We start from the raw sequence: 15,654 nt of genomic DNA on the forward strand, positions 1-15,654 counted from the left end.
GGAAATTTCCCGCCTTTTTCATTTCAGCCGATTTTGTGCTCTTCGGTACGTCCGCAAACGCCGCGTCCCTTGCACGGCTTCAGCCGCCCGCATTATGAAAAACGTTGGGTGATCAAGCGTTTACGGCGATCAGATGACCGAATCCGTCCAACGCACGATCTGCTTGGCGGTATCTCCAAACGCGCTGTCGAGCGCCCTGACATAGGCAGGATTGCCGCTGCCTGAAACGGGCGCCGATGCGGTGAAGCTCTTGGAGGCGCGCACCTCGCCATTGCGGTCGTTCAATATCCGCACGAACAGGTCGACCTCAGCGTGCTCGCCGCCGTCGACGCGGACTTCGAAAGACCGGACCTCGACAATTACCTGGTAGTCGATAGCCAGGCCCTCACCCGGCTTGCCGACGCCGGCAAAGCTGCCTGAGCGCTGGAACGTCTCGGCCAGCCGCGCCTGCACGATCAGCGGCAGCCGGTCGGCCCATTGCGCGCCCTTGAGATACTGGATCGAGCGATCCGAGGGCTTGATGACGATGTTCTGGCTGTCCAACGCCTTGAGTGCCGACGGCTGCGCGATCAGGATTTGTCGGCGGCTGTGGCCATGCGCGTCGACCGAAGGCGCCGACAGCTCGAACGTGTCGAGCGGCGCAGGCTTGCCGCCCAACACCGCGCAACCCGCTAGTGTCAGGGCAAGCAGTGCCGCAGCCGATGTCAACCCGCCCGTTCTCACCCACACAGACTTCACGCGCGATCCCCGTTGTCCCCGGATCGTAAGATCAACCCGCTTTCGCAGCTCATGTTCTTGAGGCGTGCCGGAGCCGAAGTCAACGCCGCGCCCTGCCATCGAACTGCCGAACCTCGCCATCGCCACCCGAAAGGATGCGCTGCGGATTGCGGCTGAGATCCGTTACGGCCTCCTCGATGCGGCTGATCGAACGGCGGCTGTCCTGCACCAGCGCCTCGACATTCGAAAGCCCCTGGCCGGAGAAGCGTGCCAGATTGTCCGTGATGACGCCCAGGCGGGCATTCAACGTGTCGGCAACCTGCTTGAACGACTTCAGAGTATCCCTGGCGTCGGCCATCACGCCGTCGGCCTGCCCCGATCCGAGCAAGGTGTCGACCTTGGCGAGGATGCCGTCGACACGCACCGAGGCATCGTTGAGCCGCTGCGCGAGTTGTTTGGCATCCTTGATCGTCTGGTCGATGTCGTCGGCCCGGTTGGCGAATTTGTCGGTCACCTCAGCGATGTCGGCGGCGGCCTTGTTGGCGTTTTCGCTGGCTTTCTGGATGTTGGCCAGTGCGGAGCGCACTTGCGCCGGATCGATCCCGTCGAGCACACCATCGACCTTGGCCAGCGTGCCTTGCGTCTGCTTGGCGAAATCGTTGACGGACCCGACAGCGGTGTCGACATTCTTGATGACGCCGTCGAGCTGCGTCGACGTCTGCTTGAGATTCGCAGTTGCCGTATCGACGTTGGCGACGATGCTCTTGACCTTGTCCTTGTCGACGGCATTGAGCAGGCCTTCGGCTGCTTTCAGCGTGCCGTCGAGCTTGCCAGAAACGCCTTTCAGCTCGTCGGAGAGCGCACTGACGCTGGAGAGGAACTTGTCGATGCCGTCCGAATTCTTGGCCAGCGCATCTGAGAAGGTCTGCGCGTTCTTGACGGTTTGCGTCAGCGGCCCGCGCACATCCTTGGTGAAGCCTTCAAGCTCAGAAAGCACCTTGTCGGCGCGGGAGAAGATGTTCTGTGCCGTCTGCAGCAGGTTGGTCACCGCCGATGGGTTGGCGACGATCTCGGCGACCTTGCCTTCCTTCTCGGCCTGGTCGAGGAGCTTTACTTCCTTGGGGTCAGCGCCCTTGAGTTCGATATTGGCCTGTCCGGTGAGGCCGGCGAGGCCGATATCGGCCTGCGTCGACTTGGTGATCGGCGTCAGGCGATCGATCTCGGTGTCGGCAATGGCGACGGTCGGATTGTCGACATCGATATAGACGCGCCTGACGTCACCGACCTTGACGCCGTTGAACAGCACGAAGCTGCCGCGGCCAAGCCCGGAAGCCGAGCCCGGAATACGCACGCGCAGCAACGTGGTCTCGCCCTTGTCGCCGATCGCCGCCGTCCAGTAGACGAAGGCAAACGCCGCCAGGATCGCGGCCAGCGTGAAAATGCCGACAATAACGTAGTTGGCTCTGGTTTCCATTGTCCCACTTATGGCTATGCGCGCGCCGCAAGATCAAGTTGCCTGGCGCGTTTTCCGCGGAAATAGGATTTTACCCACGGCTCCTCGCTCTTCAGCATGTCGTCAATGGTGCCTTCGACCAGCACTCTCTTCTTGCCGAGCACGGCCACCCGATCGCAAGCGGTGAAAAGCGTGTCGAGATCGTGCGTCACCATATAAACGGTCAGATCCATCGTATCGCGCAGCTTGACGACCAGTTCGTCGAACTCCGCCGCGCTGATCGGATCGAGGCCGGATGTCGGCTCGTCGAGGAAGACGATGTCGGGGTCGAGCGCCAGCGCCCGTGCCAACGCCGCCCGTTTGATCATGCCTCCGGAAAGTTCGGACGGAAACTTCTGCGCGGCGTCCGGCGGCAGCCCGACCAGCTCGATCTTGAGCATCGCCAGTTCGTCCATCAGCTTTCGCGGCAGGTCGAGATATTCGCGCATCGGCACCTGGACGTTTTCCAGCACTGTCAGCGCCGAAAAAAGGGCGCCGTGCTGAAACAGCACGCCAAGCCGCATGTCGACGCGCAGACGCTCCACGTCGCTCGCCTTCTCGACATCGACGCCGAACAGCTTGATCGTGCCCGATTGCTTGCGCGTCAGGCCGAGAATGGTGCGCAGCAGAACGGATTTGCCGGCGCCCGAGGCACCGACAAAGCCAAGGATCTCGCCGCGCCGGATATCGAGCGACAGCTTGTCGAGTATGAGCTTGTCGGCGAACGAGACGGTGATGTTGTGCGCCGAGAGCACAATGTCGCCCTCGCCCGTTTCGTCCGCGATCGCGACCGCTTTTTTTCTGCTCAGCAGCGCCATCTCAGAACTCGATCGCTGCGTAGAAGATGGCGAAAAGCCCGTCGAGGATGATGACGACGAAGATCGACTTAACCACCGAGGCGGTCACGTGCTGGCCGAGCGATTCAGCGCTGCCGCCGACCTTCATGCCTTCGACCGAGGCAATCGTGCCGATGATCATGGCCATGAACGGCGCCTTGATCAGGCCGGCGAAAATGGTGCTGAGATCGATGGCGACGCGCAGCCGGTCGATGAAGGCAGCAGGTGCGATATCGGAGTACAGCCAAGCTGCGACGATGCCGCCGCCGAGTGCCGCGAAATTGGCAATGATGGTGAGGCACGGCAAGGCGATGACCAGTGCCACGAGGCGCGGAAAGACCAGCACGCCGATCGGGTTGAGGCCGATGACCTTCAGCGCGTCGACTTCCTCGCGCATCTTCATCGAGCCGATCTCGGCAGTGATCGCGCTGCCGGAGCGGCCTGCGATCATGATCGCCGTCATCAGCACTCCAAGCTCGCGAAGGATCAGCACGCCGACCAGGTCGACGACGAAGATATCGGCGCCGAAATAGCTGAGCTGATAGGCACCCTGCTGGGCAACGATGGCGCCGACGATCGCCGACATCAGCACCACCACCGGAATGGCGCCGACGCCCATGCGGTCGATCTGGTTGAAGATCGCCGCCGGGTTGACGGCATGGCCACGGCCGAGCTTCATCTGCGCGCCGCGGATGGTGGCGCCGAGGATGTTCATCGAGGCGAGGAAGTCGTCGCGCATCTCGTAGACGCGCCGGCCGACCGCCTCCAGCGCGCGAATGATGATGTTGGGTGGCCGTGCCGGACCGGATTCGGGTTCGCGCCGGACGGCCTCGCCCACCGCATCGAGCAGGATGTTGGCAATCTCGCTCTGGCCTTGCATGCTGATCTTGACGCCCTTCTTCTCGAAGGCACAGACCAGCCGGTCGATCAGCCAGGCGCCGGCGGTATCCATCTTCTCGATGTTGGAAAGATCGAGCGCCAAGGTCTTGAAACCACTTCGCTTCTCGATCTTGCGCATGTCGGCGTCGATAAGCGCGACGGTCCGTGTCGTCCAGATTCCCGAGAAGACGCAGCCGAGAACGCCGTCCTCCTCGCCGATCGCCACGCGCGGTTCGTGGTCAGCCTCCCCCGCGGTCGTGCCGCTTGCGTCGCGCTTGCCGATGGTCAACATGGCGTCCTGTTTAGCCTGACGGAACCAAGCTGTCGATTTGCCGACTCGCCCGTTGTTGCATAGCCGGAGCAGAAAAATATGGCGCGTGTCATTTCGGTTGAGGCAGAACGTTTCCCGATCGCCGGAACCTTCACCATTTCACGCGGTTCCAAGACCGAAGCCGAGGTCATCACTTGCACGATCAGCGAAGACGGCCACGTTGGCCGTGGCGAATGCGTTCCCTACAGGCGCTATGGCGAGACCATGGATGGTGTCCATGAGGCGATCGAATCCATGCGAGAGCGGATCGCCGCTGGCATCAGCCGGAGCGCCCTGCTCGACGCCATGCCGGCCGGAGCTGCCCGCAACGCTATCGACTGCGCTTTGTGGGATCTGGAAGCAAAGATCGGCGGAATCCCGGTGGCTGCTGCCATTGGCGCTGTATCGTTAAGGTCACTTGAAACGGCCTACACGCTGTCGTTGGGTGAACCGGATGCGATGGCGGCGCAGGCGCGTGCCAATGCGGCGCGGCCGCTGCTCAAGGTCAAGATCGGCGGCGACAACGACGTCGCCCGTATCCGCGCCGTCAGGCAGGCCGCACCCGACAGCCGTATCATCCTCGACGCCAACGAGGGCTGGACCGACGACAACATCGCCGCGAACCTCGCCTTTGCCGCCGAGCAAGGCATCGCGCTGATTGAACAGCCGCTGCCGGCCGGCAAAGACGAGATCCTGCGCCATATCGCGCATCCTGTACCGATCTGCGCCGATGAAAGCGTGCATGAGGCTGAGAATCTCGAAGCGCTGGTCGGCCTCTACGATGCCGTCAACATCAAGCTCGATAAATCGGGCGGACTGACGGCGGCGTTGGTGCTGCGCGATCGCGCCCGCGAACTCGGTTTCGGCGTCATGGTCGGCTGCATGGTCGGCACGTCGCTGGCGATGGCGCCGGCGGTATTGCTCGCCCAGGATGCCGATTTCGTCGACCTCGACGGTCCGCTCCTGCTTGCCCGCGACCGTGTGCCCGGCCTTGTCTACCAGGGATCGCTGGTGTCACCGCCTGATACGGCGCTGTGGGGCTGAGCGCGCCGCAAGTCCGATCAGCACCAGACCGATCAAGGCGATCGGGATCATGGCAAAAAAGCCGTCGACGCCGAAGCGGTGGTAAAGCGGGCCGGACGCCAGCGTCACCACCGCCATAAAGAAGCCGTTGGAGAAATAGGCGATGCCTTGCGCAGCACCTGTCCGCTCTTCGGAAACCGTTTCGCCGATCATCTTCTGCAGGCCGATCAGCACCAGCGCCACTGAGACCGAATGCAGCGTCTGAACGCCGAAAAATCCGGCAACGCCGAGGCCGAGCGGCCACACAAGCGGAAAGGCGATCCAGCGCACGATCGCCCCGATACCCGCCATTACCATGATCGAGACAACGGAGAACGAGCTGAAATAGCGGGTGAACATCATGAACATGCAGACCTCCGCCACCACGCCCCAGGCCCACAAAAGGCCGACAACCGAATCGCTGAGGCCGATCGATTTCCAGTAGATGGAGACGAAGCCGTACAGGAATGCGTGGCTGGCGGTGATGACGCCGACACCGATCGAAAAATACAGGAAATATGGGTTGAGAAGCTTTGGCGCCACGTGCTGGATGTCGGTCGCCGACAGCGGCGAGGCGCGTCGCGGACGGCCGAGACGCGGCGCCAGCAAGCCGGCAGCAAGGGCCGCGGCAAGTGAAACGAAGATGATCACCGGAACGGCCCCGGAGCCGGTTGCCGACAGGATGAAGCCACCGGCGACATTGGCGAACAGGTAGGAGATCGAGCCCCATTTTCGCATGCTCGTATAGTTCGAGCCAAACCGCCGCACACCCGAAAGTGCCAGCGAGTCGGCGATCGGCGAATGCGGCGTCCAGACGATGGTCAGCGCCAGCGACACCGCCAGCACCATGGCGTAGCTCGGGGTCAGGAAATAACCGGCCGACAGCAGCAGTGACGCCGCCACCAGCGCGACATAGATATCGGCGCGGTCCCTGGCCCTGTCGGCAAGTGCGGTCAGCAACGGCGTCGTCAGCACGCGCAGGAACATCGGCGCCGCCAGAATGGCGGCGATCTGCTCGGGATGAAAACCCTCGGCCTGCAGCCACAGCGGGAAATAGGGCACATGCGTTCCGAGCGGCACGAACAGCGTCGCGAAGATCAGGCTCATGCGCAGTTCGAAATGGCGCGGCTTGACGAGTTGTTCACGCGAAAGCGGCGGCAGCGACATGAATCGATCCAATAACGCTGCACTCGACTGGATGGCAACGTGTATCGATCCCTTAACATGGGCGAAAACCGGGCGAAACCGGTTGGCCTAATCGATTGATCCGCGTCAGGCCGCCTGCCCGACCCGGTCTTCGAGGAGCAACGGGATAAACGGTTCGTCCGGCGCCTCGGGCAGCACCTGCGCCCAGGTCAGGATTTCCATCCGGCCGTCGAAATGCTCGACCACCGCCGTGCAGCTTTCCACCCAGTCGCCGGTGTTGATGTATTGGATGTCGCCAAAATTCTCGATGGCGGCGTGATGGATATGGCCGCAGATGATGCCGTCGACATGCGAGCGGCGCGCCTCTTCCGCAAGCATGGTCTGGAACGAGCCGATGAAATTCACCGCCTTCTTGACGTTGACCTTGGCCCAGGACGAAAACGACCAATACGGCAGGCCAAGCAGTTGGCGCAGCCGCGTCACCACGCGGTTGACCAGCATGGCCGCGTCATAGGCGTGGTCGCCAAGATAGGCCAGCCAGCGCGCATTGTGGACGACGGTGTCGAACTGGTCGCCATGGATCACGAGCAGCCGCTTGCCGTCGGCGGTCTCGTGGATGGCGCGGTCGGCGACCACGATGCCGCCGAAATGCACGCCCTGGAACTGGCGCGCGAACTCGTCGTGATTGCCGGCGATGTAGGTGATGTTGGCGCCCTTGCGCGCCTTGCGCAGCAATTTCTGCACGACATCATTGTGGCTTTGCGGCCAGTGCCAGCTCCGCCGCAGCCGCCAGCCATCGACGATATCGCCAACCAGATAGATGATGTCGGCGTCGTGATATCTAAGGAAATCGATCAGGAATTCGGCCTTGGCCGCCTTCGAGCCGAGATGAACGTCGGAAATGAACATGCTGCGGAAAGTGCGGGGCTCTTGGCCTGACATCGCGATTTCACCCTTGCTTTCGCGCAGGCTATGCCCCGATTCATGCAACAACCGTATGACGGTTGCGATTGGTCCAGCCGAAGGACTAGCTTGCCGCCGGCTCACAAGGAGAAAATCATCATGGATCTCGGCATTCGCGGAAAGAAAGCCATTGTCTGCGCTTCCAGCAAGGGGCTTGGGCGTGGCTGCGCCATGGCGCTGGCAGAAGCCGGCTGCGACATCGTCGTCAACGGCCGCAATGCGGAGCTGGTGGCCAAGACCGCAGCCGAGCTGYGCGCGCGCTATGGCGTGACGGTGACCGAAGTCGTCGGCGACGTCTCGAAGCCGGAGGTGCAGAAGGCATTGCTCGCCGCGTGCCCCGAACCGGACATCCTCGTCAACAACAATGGCGGCCCGCCATTGCGGGATTTCCGTGAACTCGATCGGGCGAAGATCCTTGAAGGCGTCACCCAGAACATGGTGACGCCGGTCGAGCTGGTGCAGGCCGTCATCGACGGCATGGCAGCGCGCGGCTTTGGCCGCATCGTCAACATCACCTCGCTGTCGGTCTACGTCCCCATTCCCGGCCTCGACCTGTCGTCGGGCGCGCGCGCCGGCCTGACCTCGTTCCTCGCCGGCGTGGCGCGAACGGTGATCGCCCGCAACGTGACCATCAACAACATGCTGCCGGGCAAACTCGACACCGACCGGCTGCGTGGCCCGCATGACGCCGGCACACCAGAGGATCCAGCGGCGGCCGCCGCGCGCAAGACCCGCATCAGCGCCGATGTTCCGGCCAAGCGGCTCGGCACGCCGGAGGAATTCGGCCAGATCTGCGCCTTCCTGTGCTCGGTCCATGCCGGTTATCTGACCGGTCAGAACATACCGGTCGACGGCGGCCTCTATGTCAGCGCCTTTTGATCGACGCGCCTGTACGCAGCAAAACTCATATGCGATGAAATCGGCGTAAACATCTGATATAATGGTGTTTTAGACGCGCCGCCGGGTAAAGATGCCGGCGCGTCATTTAGCGTCGCGACAAACCTTGGCCGCATGCTAAAAGGACTCTCCAGGCAGATTTCGAGGGAGCGGCCGCATGGAAGGCGAGACCAAGAAGACGGCACGTTCGGACCTCGACGAAGCCGCCCTCTACTTCCACAAGCACCCAAGGCCGGGAAAGCTCGAAATCCAGGCGACCAAGCCGCTCGGCAACCAGCGCGACCTTGCGCTCGCCTATTCGCCAGGCGTCGCCGCCCCTTGCCTGGAAATCCGCGACGATCCGGCGACCGCCGCCGACTATACGGCGCGGGCCAATCTGGTCGGCGTCGTCTCCAACGGATCGGCCGTGCTCGGCCTCGGCAATATCGGCCCGCTCGCCTCCAAGCCGGTGATGGAAGGCAAGGCTGTCCTGTTCAAGAAATTCGCCGGCATCGACGTCTTCGACATCGAGATCGACGCGCCGGGCATTGAGCGCATGGTCGAGACAATCTCGGCGCTGGAACCGACCTTCGGCGGCATCAACCTCGAGGACATCAAGGCGCCGGAATGCTTCGAAGTGGAAGAGCAGCTGAAGGCCCGCATGGGCATTCCGGTCTTCCATGACGACCAGCACGGCACAGCCATCATCGTCGCCGCCGCCGTGCTCAACGGGCTGGAATTCGCCGGCAAGACCATTTCGGATATCAAGATCGTCACGTCGGGTGCCGGCGCGGCCGCCCTTGCCTGCCTCAATCTGCTGGTCTCGCTTGGCGCGCGGGTGGAAAACATCTGGGTCACTGACCGTTTCGGCGTCGCCTACAAGGGCCGCGTCGATGAGATGGACCGCTGGAAAGACCCCTATGTGAAGGACACCGACGCGCGCACGCTGGCTGACGTGATCCCCGGCGCCGACGTCTTCCTCGGTCTGTCGGCGGCAGGTGTGCTGAAGCCGGAACTGCTGCAGCACATGGCGCCGAAACCGCTGATCCTGGCGCTGGCCAACCCCAATCCGGAGATCATGCCGGAGGCGGCGCGCGCCGCCCGTCCCGATGCGATGATCTGCACCGGCAGGTCGGATTTTCCCAATCAGGTCAACAACGTCCTGTGTTTTCCTTACATTTTTCGCGGTGCGCTCGACTGCGGCGCCAGCGCCATCAACGAGGAGATGAAGATGGCGGCGGTCCGGGCGATTGCGGCGCTTGCCCGCGAGGAACCGTCCGATGTCGCGGCCCGCGCCTATTCCGGTGAGACGCCAATCTTCGGGCCAGACTTCCTGATCCCCTCGCCCTTCGATCCGCGCCTGATCCTGCGCATAGCCCCGGCCGTCGCCAAGGCAGCCTGCGACACTGGCGTCGCGACAAGGCCGATCACCGATTTCGCAGCCTATATCGACAAGCTCAACCGCTTCGTCTTCCGCTCCGGACTGGTGATGAAGCCGGTGTTCTCATCCGCCAAGGCATCGACCGCCAAGCGCGTCATCTATGCCGATGGCGAGGACGAGCGCGTGCTGCGCGCCGCCCAGGTGGTGCTCGAGGAAGGCATCGCCGAACCGATCCTGATCGGCCGCCCGCACGTCATCGAAGTGCGCCTGAAACGCTATGGCCTGCGCATCAAGCCCGGTGTCGACTTCGGCCTGATCAATCCGGAGGACGATCCGCGCTATCGCAACTATGTCGACCTCTTGATCGAGCTCGCCGGCCGGCGCGGCGTGACGACGGAAGCCGCCCGTACGATGGTGCGTACCGACAACACGGTGATCGCCGCACTGGCTCTGAAGCGTGGCGATGCCGATGCCATGGTCTGCGGCCTCGAAGGACGATTCGAGCGGCACCTGCGCAACGTCACCCTGATCATCGGCCCCCGCCTAGGCATCAAGGACCACGACCTGTCGACGCTTTCGATGCTGATCTCGCAACGCGGCATCATCTTCTTGACCGACACGCACGTCTCGGTCGACCCGACCGCCGAGGAAATCGCCGAGATGACGGTGCTGGCGGCCGAAGAAATCCAGCGCTTCGGCATCGAGCCGAAGGCGGCGCTCCTGTCGCATTCGGATTTCGGCTCGCGCGATTCGCCGAGCGCGCTCAAGATGCGGCAAGCGGCGGCGATCCTGGCGCGCATCGCGCCCGAACTGGAGTGCGACGGCGAGATGCACGCGGACACGGCTTTGTCCGAGCACCTGCGCCAGCGCGTTTATCCTCACTCTAGGCTGAAGGGCGAAGCCAATCTGCTGGTGTTCCCCAACCTCGATTCGGCCAACATCACGCTGTCCGCGCTCAGGACCATGATGGACGCGCTGCATGTCGGGCCGATCCTGCTCGGCACCGACATGCCGGCGCATATATTGACGCCGTCGGTCACCTCGCGCGGCGTCGTCAACATGACAGCGCTTGCCGTGGTCGAAGCCGCTCACAAGGCACAGGCGGTCGTCAATCTGGGCTGATCAGGCAGGCGCGAAGCGGAAATGCCCGGTCTGCTTAAAGGCGAACAACGTGTCGTCCTCGTGGGCGCCCTGGCCGATATTGTGGATGACCAGCGCCCTTTCCGGCACTTCCGTTGAACGATTTGATGAGACGATGGCGATATGCGGCAGGTTGCCGGGCAGCATCTGAGTAACGAGGTCACCCGGTTGAAAGTCGACGGGATCCTGGCTGATCGGCATGGAAACACCACGCCGTCCAAAAAAGACGGCAAGGTTCTGCACCCGGCGATGGTCGATGTTGCGGTCGGGCGCTTTCAGACCCCAAATCTTCGGATAGGCCGCGAAATCAGCCAACATATCCTCATGCACCAGCCTTTGCAGATCGAGCTCGAAGGCGCGGCGATAGGCGCGGACCACGACATCGGTACACACACCCCGCTCCGGCGCGACATCGCCACCCGGATAGGTCAAGCGCATATAGGTTGGGTCGTAGAGGATGGTGACACCGATCTGCTCACGCGCGGCGTCGACCAATCGACTGCGCCAGTCCGGCGCATCGGGCTGCTCCTGCGCCATGGCAGCGGGCGGCGCCAGGCACAAGAGAGCGAGTTGTAGCGCGGTTCGACGGGTAATCGCGGTCATGCCAAGCCTCCGGCTCGCGCTGGACTCGGGCATTTTTTCTGGGCGAATACGCCTTTTTCATGCAGCGTCGGAATCTCACGGCAGAGACTGAACCCGAACATCCGCGACGGCGCGTCTCTGGGCTAAGACCATCTTTGGTTGTAGATTGAGGGAACGATTAACCGCGAATCCGGTAGCATCGCACAGGCAAGCAGGCGGGGTTTTCGGACTATGACGGGCGAAAGGTGGAAGCTGACGCATGTTGCTGCGCTGCTTGGCGCGCTCGTGCTTTCAGCCATCGCGGTCACCGAGCCGCAGGCCGCCTCACGTGTCTGCCGCCAGTTGGAAGCCGATCTTGCCGCTGCCTCGCGCGGCGGCGCTGGTGGCGCGGCTTTGATCCGCAAATACGACGCGGCAATCGAAAGCCAGCGCGAACAGATCTCCAGGGCCCGCAGCCGATCCAGCAGCGCCGGTTGCGGCTTTTCGCTGTTCAGCCGTAATGTCAGAGAATGCGCCGGGCTCAACGCCACCATCGATCGCATGAATGCCAATCTCGATAGCCTGCAGGCGAAGCGCGCCCGGCTCTCCAGCGGCGGCTCGCGTCGCGACCGCAGCCGCATCCTGGCGGCGCTCGAGGCCAAGGGTTGCCGCGACGACACCGTTGCACCGCAGCGAGCGCCGCTGCAGGAAGCGAACCGTGAAGACGGCAACGCAAACCTGTTCGAACAGCTTTTCGGCGGCAACAGCCAGCAGCTCGATGCGCTCGATGAGCCTGACGATCTGGGCGAGGAGCCCGATGTCAGCAGGGTGCTCAACCGGCCCGGCGTACCGGATTTTTCGAGCGTCGGCGGCGGCGAGTTCCACACCACATGCGTGCGCACCTGCGACGGCTATTTCTTCCCGATGTCGAATTCGGCTTCGACGAGCGATTTCGAGCGCGACCAGAAGAATTGCGAATCAAGCTGCCCTGGCACCGAGATGCAGGTTTTCTATTCGCGCGGCATGGATGACGCTTCGGCTGAGATGACGTCATCGGTCACCGGCCGGCCCTACAGCGAATTGCCGACCGCCTATCTCTATAAGCAGTCCAACATGCCACGGCCGCCGGCTTGCGGCTGCAACGCCGCGCGGAATTTCCAGGTCATCGCCGGCAACCCGCCGAATCCTGAGCAGTCCCAGCCCGAAACGGACGCGACACCGTCCATTCCGGTTCCGGCTACCAAGCCCGATCCGGGTACCGATCCGGAAACCCTGGCCAATGTGGAGGGCGGACTCGACCGCGAGGCGATCAAGCGGCTTTCCGCCAAGCCGGTGACGTCGCCGGTGTCCGCCTTGCCACCGGACCAACGCAAGGTCAGGGTCGTCGGGCCAACGTTCCTTCCCGACCCATCAGCGGCAATAGATCTGCAAGCTCCGGCCCCGAAGGCAGTCCGGTAAGCGCGAGCCTGAGCGGCATGAACAGCGCCTTGCCCTTGCGGCCGGTTGCTTCCCTGATCTTGCCCGTCCACTCTTTCCAGACTGTCCCGTTCCAGGGTTCCTCCGGCAGCAGGTCGAACGCTTGACCCAGGAAATCGCGGTCGTCATCGGAAAATTCCGGCCTCTCCTGCGGGCCCTCGCGCAAGGTGCGCCACCAGCTTGTCGCATCGGCCAGCCTGTCGAGATTGCCGCGCACCGCAAGCCAGAACGGCTCGGCCTGGCCACCCGAGACGCCGAGCACGATCAGCCGGTCTTGCGCCTCGGAGAACGGCATATGGTGCAACAGCGCCCGGTTGAGCACGAAGAGTTCGTCAGGATCGAACTTGGCCGCGGATTTCGATGTCGCCGCCGGATCGAAGCGTTCGGCGAGTTCGGCCATCGTTGGCACAGCCGCGACATTCTCCGAGGTGCCGACCAGCACGGCGAGCGAAGCGACGGCCATCGGCTCGATGCCGTCCTCGCGCAGGCTTTCGATGGAGAGCGCGCCGGTGCGTTTCGACAACCCCTCGCCCGATGCCGTGGTCAAAAGGTTGTGGTGGCCGAACACTGGCGGCTCGGCAGCCAGCGCCTGGAACAGGGCGATCTGCACGCCGGTGTTGGTGACGTGGTCGTCGCCGCGGATGACATGGCTGACGCCCATCTCGATGTCGTCGACCACCGAAGGCAGCGTATAGAGATAGGTGCCGTCCTCGCGCACCAAAACCGGGTCGGAAAGTGAGGCAAGGTCGACGGTTTCCTCGCCGCGCAGCAGATCGTTCCAGTGAATTTCGGTACGTTCGGGTTGCAGTGGATCGCCTGAGAAATTGGGCAACAGGAAGCGCCAGTGCGGGCGGCGCCCATCGGCCCGGTATTCGGCTATCTGCTCCGGCGAAAGCGCCAGCGCCTCGCGGCCATAGACTGGCGGCAGGCCGCGCGTGCGGCGCACCTTGCGCCTGAGGTCGAGCTCCTCCGGCGTCTCGTAGCAGGCGTATAGAACGCCGGCCGCCTTCAGCCTTTCGACCGCCGCGTCATAGACCTCGAAACGCCGCGATTGGTATTCGGTGGCATCCGGGAAAATGCCGAGCCAATGCAAATCGTAGAGGATGGCGTCGGAGAACTCCTGCTTCGACCGGGCAATGTCGGTGTCGTCGAAACGCTGGATAAAGCGGCCCTTGTTGTTCATGGCAAACAGCCAGTTGAACAGGGCGGTGCGCGCATTGCCGATATGAATGCGGCCGGTTGGCGACGGGGCGAAACGAACGGTAACTGTCATGAGCGGGGCGTACCGGATGCTTTTGTGATTGACAAGACGCGCCCCCGCGCGGTGCGGCAGACATAGAACAGGACGCGCGCAATGAAAAGACCGGGGCGGCGTGCGCCTCAGGCGGCGTATAGACATGCGTGCTGGCGCCGACGAACAAGTCGTCGAAGGCGATCAGCGGCCGAAGTCATCGGAACTGAGGCGGGTCCAGCGGTCGCCCATCAACCCACCGATAAAGATGTCGCCGGAGCGGACCGCTTCCGTGACCTCAGCGATCCGCGAGCGAACCATCGTCCCCCCGGCATAGCGGAAGAAGACATTCTTGTAGCCGAAGAGTTGGGGCATGAATCTGCCCTGCGTCTGCCCGGTGATGCCCGCGCAGCCCATATCCCACGCGGCCGCGATAAGGCCATCCAGCGTCGCGCCCCAGTGGGATCCTGAAGCCTGGATTTGCAGCAGGTTCGCGATGCCGCCGGCTTGACCGTAGAAGGCGTAGCAACCGAGCATCTTGCCCGTTTCGTCGTAAGTCCCGCCGAAATGAAGTGGCCCGTCGGCCCGCTTCTCGGCCGCCAGCGCGAGCAGCCGTGTCAGCTCGCGATCCTTCCAACTCGGCCGAAGCGAGTAATCGGACAGGAGGGTCGGCAGCCGCTCGGCAAATTGCGCTGCATCGATCGGCTCGCAGTGGACACGATGCGACGACGAAAGCGGGACCGGGTGCTCGAACCTTCCTTTAGCGAGAACATCGAATGCTCTCGCGCAGGGATCGGTCGCCAAGCGAGGCAGGCCAGGCCATTTGCGGTGCAGTGCGGCGGCGGCCATAGCGGCCGGCCGGAAAACACAGGTCCATCCCAGACAATGAACCGGCAGCAGCTGATACTTCATCGGGCGCGCGAAGGCCAAGGATGTCCGGTTGGCCGAATCGGTCAGCTGCAGATCGAATTTTCCTTGATTCAAGGCACGCAGCAATTGCGGTCCGGCAGAGCCGTGATCGGTGCCGGGGTCGGCCATGAGCGGGCCGATGATCGCCGCATTCAATGCCGTTCCGTTGAGCTCGTAGCGGGCTTTCAGGACGCCGAGGAACCCACCCAGGCGACCTTGCGGGTTGATCTGGACCAGAGCGTTGCTCTCACCGGGCTGGCCGGCAGGCCCAAGATAAATCTCTCTCATATACTCGGCCGTCTCCGCGATCGCGCGATCGAGGAGGTGACGCCGCCGCTGGCGAAACTTCGCCAAGAAGAGTGCGGCGACGCTCTCGAGATCTTCGGCAGCGAGCGGCCGAACCGAGCCGTGCTGAGTTTCCAGCACCGACGGTGCAGCCACTTTTTCCGAACCCGTATTTGCGGAAACAAGATGCATCGTGAAGCCTGTCTGTCGCAGGCGAAATCCTGCGCAGGTTAGTCGGATTCCAGGATATGCACGGACCGTCTCTGGGTTGCCTAAAGCAGATGTATACCAACCAGTGGTAGAAACAACGTAAACACGACGTCTCAAAACTCAGGATCTGGAAAAGTACTGGATACCGCTTCGCGTCACTCCAACCGACTGACGAAGCGC

Annotated in this window: 13 protein-coding genes; 4 read left to right on the forward strand and 9 right to left on the reverse strand. The window is 62.9% G+C overall.

From position 1 onward, the window contains the following. Positions 1–129: 129 nt before the first annotated feature. The 4 genes from AC1DZP_RS16210 to AC1DZP_RS16225 form a co-directional block, all read right to left on the reverse strand. Complete coding sequence (locus AC1DZP_RS16210) at positions 130–738, reverse strand: ABC-type transport auxiliary lipoprotein family protein (RefSeq protein ID WP_425352293.1); 609 nt, start codon at positions 736–738, stop codon at positions 130–132. 79 nt (positions 739–817) lie between these two features. Continuing rightward, positions 818–2,191: an MlaD family protein gene (locus AC1DZP_RS16215; RefSeq protein ID WP_477303728.1), complete on the reverse strand. Its 1,374-nt coding sequence runs from the start codon at positions 2,189–2,191 to the stop codon at positions 818–820. 14 nt (positions 2,192–2,205) lie between these two features. Beyond that, positions 2,206–3,027 (reverse strand): ABC transporter ATP-binding protein, encoded by an 822-nt coding sequence (locus AC1DZP_RS16220; RefSeq protein ID WP_477303730.1) that lies wholly within the window; start codon positions 3,025–3,027, stop codon positions 2,206–2,208. A gap of 1 nt (position 3,028) precedes the next feature. Beyond that, positions 3,029–4,216, reverse strand: a complete 1,188-nt coding sequence (locus tag AC1DZP_RS16225) for an MlaE family ABC transporter permease (RefSeq protein WP_477303732.1) — start codon at positions 4,214–4,216, stop codon at positions 3,029–3,031. Positions 4,217–4,294: 78 nt separating this feature from the next. On the opposite strand from AC1DZP_RS16225, the gene dgcA reads away from it, so the two are divergent. After that, positions 4,295–5,278 (forward strand): N-acetyl-D-Glu racemase DgcA, encoded by a 984-nt coding sequence (gene dgcA, locus AC1DZP_RS16230; RefSeq protein ID WP_477303734.1) that lies wholly within the window; start codon positions 4,295–4,297, stop codon positions 5,276–5,278. Here dgcA and AC1DZP_RS16235 read toward each other — a convergent pair. Next, positions 5,249–6,463: an MFS transporter gene (locus AC1DZP_RS16235; RefSeq protein WP_477303736.1), complete on the reverse strand. Its 1,215-nt coding sequence runs from the start codon at positions 6,461–6,463 to the stop codon at positions 5,249–5,251. The genes dgcA and AC1DZP_RS16235 overlap by 30 nt on opposite strands. A gap of 105 nt (positions 6,464–6,568) precedes the next feature. Further along, a complete protein-coding gene (locus tag AC1DZP_RS16240; RefSeq protein WP_477303738.1) occupies positions 6,569–7,384 on the reverse strand; it encodes a UDP-2,3-diacylglucosamine diphosphatase in 816 nt (271 codons plus the stop codon). A 120-nt stretch (positions 7,385–7,504) separates the two neighbouring features. On the opposite strand from AC1DZP_RS16240, the gene AC1DZP_RS16245 reads away from it, so the two are divergent. Both AC1DZP_RS16245 and AC1DZP_RS16250 read left to right on the forward strand, forming a co-directional pair. Next, positions 7,505–8,284: an SDR family oxidoreductase gene (locus tag AC1DZP_RS16245; RefSeq protein WP_477303740.1), complete on the forward strand. Its 780-nt coding sequence runs from the start codon at positions 7,505–7,507 to the stop codon at positions 8,282–8,284. 175 nt (positions 8,285–8,459) lie between these two features. Then, complete coding sequence (locus AC1DZP_RS16250) at positions 8,460–10,784, forward strand: NADP-dependent malic enzyme (protein ID WP_095085105.1); 2,325 nt, start codon at positions 8,460–8,462, stop codon at positions 10,782–10,784. On the opposite strand, the gene AC1DZP_RS16255 is transcribed toward AC1DZP_RS16250, so the two are convergent. Then, positions 10,785–11,405: a DUF1287 domain-containing protein gene (locus tag AC1DZP_RS16255; protein ID WP_477303742.1), complete on the reverse strand. Its 621-nt coding sequence runs from the start codon at positions 11,403–11,405 to the stop codon at positions 10,785–10,787. Positions 11,406–11,615: 210 nt separating this feature from the next. Between AC1DZP_RS16255 and AC1DZP_RS16260 the strand changes: the two genes are divergently transcribed. Continuing rightward, positions 11,616–12,821, forward strand: a complete 1,206-nt coding sequence (locus AC1DZP_RS16260; RefSeq protein WP_477303744.1) for a DUF2865 domain-containing protein — start codon at positions 11,616–11,618, stop codon at positions 12,819–12,821. Here the strand turns inward: AC1DZP_RS16260 and gltX are convergent. Together gltX and AC1DZP_RS16270 are read right to left on the reverse strand one after the other, a co-directional pair. Beyond that, positions 12,739–14,112 (reverse strand): glutamate--tRNA ligase, encoded by a 1,374-nt coding sequence (gene gltX, locus AC1DZP_RS16265; RefSeq protein ID WP_477303746.1) that lies wholly within the window; start codon positions 14,110–14,112, stop codon positions 12,739–12,741. The genes AC1DZP_RS16260 and gltX overlap by 83 nt on opposite strands. 162 nt (positions 14,113–14,274) lie before the next feature. Next, positions 14,275–15,456 (reverse strand): hypothetical protein, encoded by a 1,182-nt coding sequence (locus tag AC1DZP_RS16270; RefSeq protein ID WP_477303748.1) that lies wholly within the window; start codon positions 15,454–15,456, stop codon positions 14,275–14,277. Positions 15,457–15,654: the final 198 nt, after the last annotated feature.

Source organism: Mesorhizobium sp. P2_F8 (assembly GCF_056403655.1).

Coding starts and splice junctions, on each gene's coding strand:
- AC1DZP_RS16215 (WP_477303728.1), bottom strand. CDS start 2,191: ATGGAAACCAGAGCCAACTACGTTATTGTCGGCATTTTCACGCTGGCC.
- AC1DZP_RS16260 (WP_477303744.1), top strand. CDS start 11,616: ATGACGGGCGAAAGGTGGAAGCTGACGCATGTTGCTGCGCTGCTTGGC.
- AC1DZP_RS16250 (WP_095085105.1), top strand. CDS start 8,460: ATGGAAGGCGAGACCAAGAAGACGGCACGTTCGGACCTCGACGAAGCC.
- AC1DZP_RS16225 (WP_477303732.1), bottom strand. CDS start 4,216: ATGTTGACCATCGGCAAGCGCGACGCAAGCGGCACGACCGCGGGGGAG.
- AC1DZP_RS16270 (WP_477303748.1), bottom strand. CDS start 15,456: ATGCATCTTGTTTCCGCAAATACGGGTTCGGAAAAAGTGGCTGCACCG.
- gltX (WP_477303746.1), bottom strand. CDS start 14,112: ATGACAGTTACCGTTCGTTTCGCCCCGTCGCCAACCGGCCGCATTCAT.
- AC1DZP_RS16220 (WP_477303730.1), bottom strand. CDS start 3,027: ATGGCGCTGCTGAGCAGAAAAAAAGCGGTCGCGATCGCGGACGAAACG.
- dgcA (WP_477303734.1), top strand. CDS start 4,295: ATGGCGCGTGTCATTTCGGTTGAGGCAGAACGTTTCCCGATCGCCGGA.
- AC1DZP_RS16235 (WP_477303736.1), bottom strand. CDS start 6,463: ATGTCGCTGCCGCCGCTTTCGCGTGAACAACTCGTCAAGCCGCGCCAT.
- AC1DZP_RS16255 (WP_477303742.1), bottom strand. CDS start 11,405: ATGACCGCGATTACCCGTCGAACCGCGCTACAACTCGCTCTCTTGTGC.
- AC1DZP_RS16240 (WP_477303738.1), bottom strand. CDS start 7,384: ATGTCAGGCCAAGAGCCCCGCACTTTCCGCAGCATGTTCATTTCCGAC.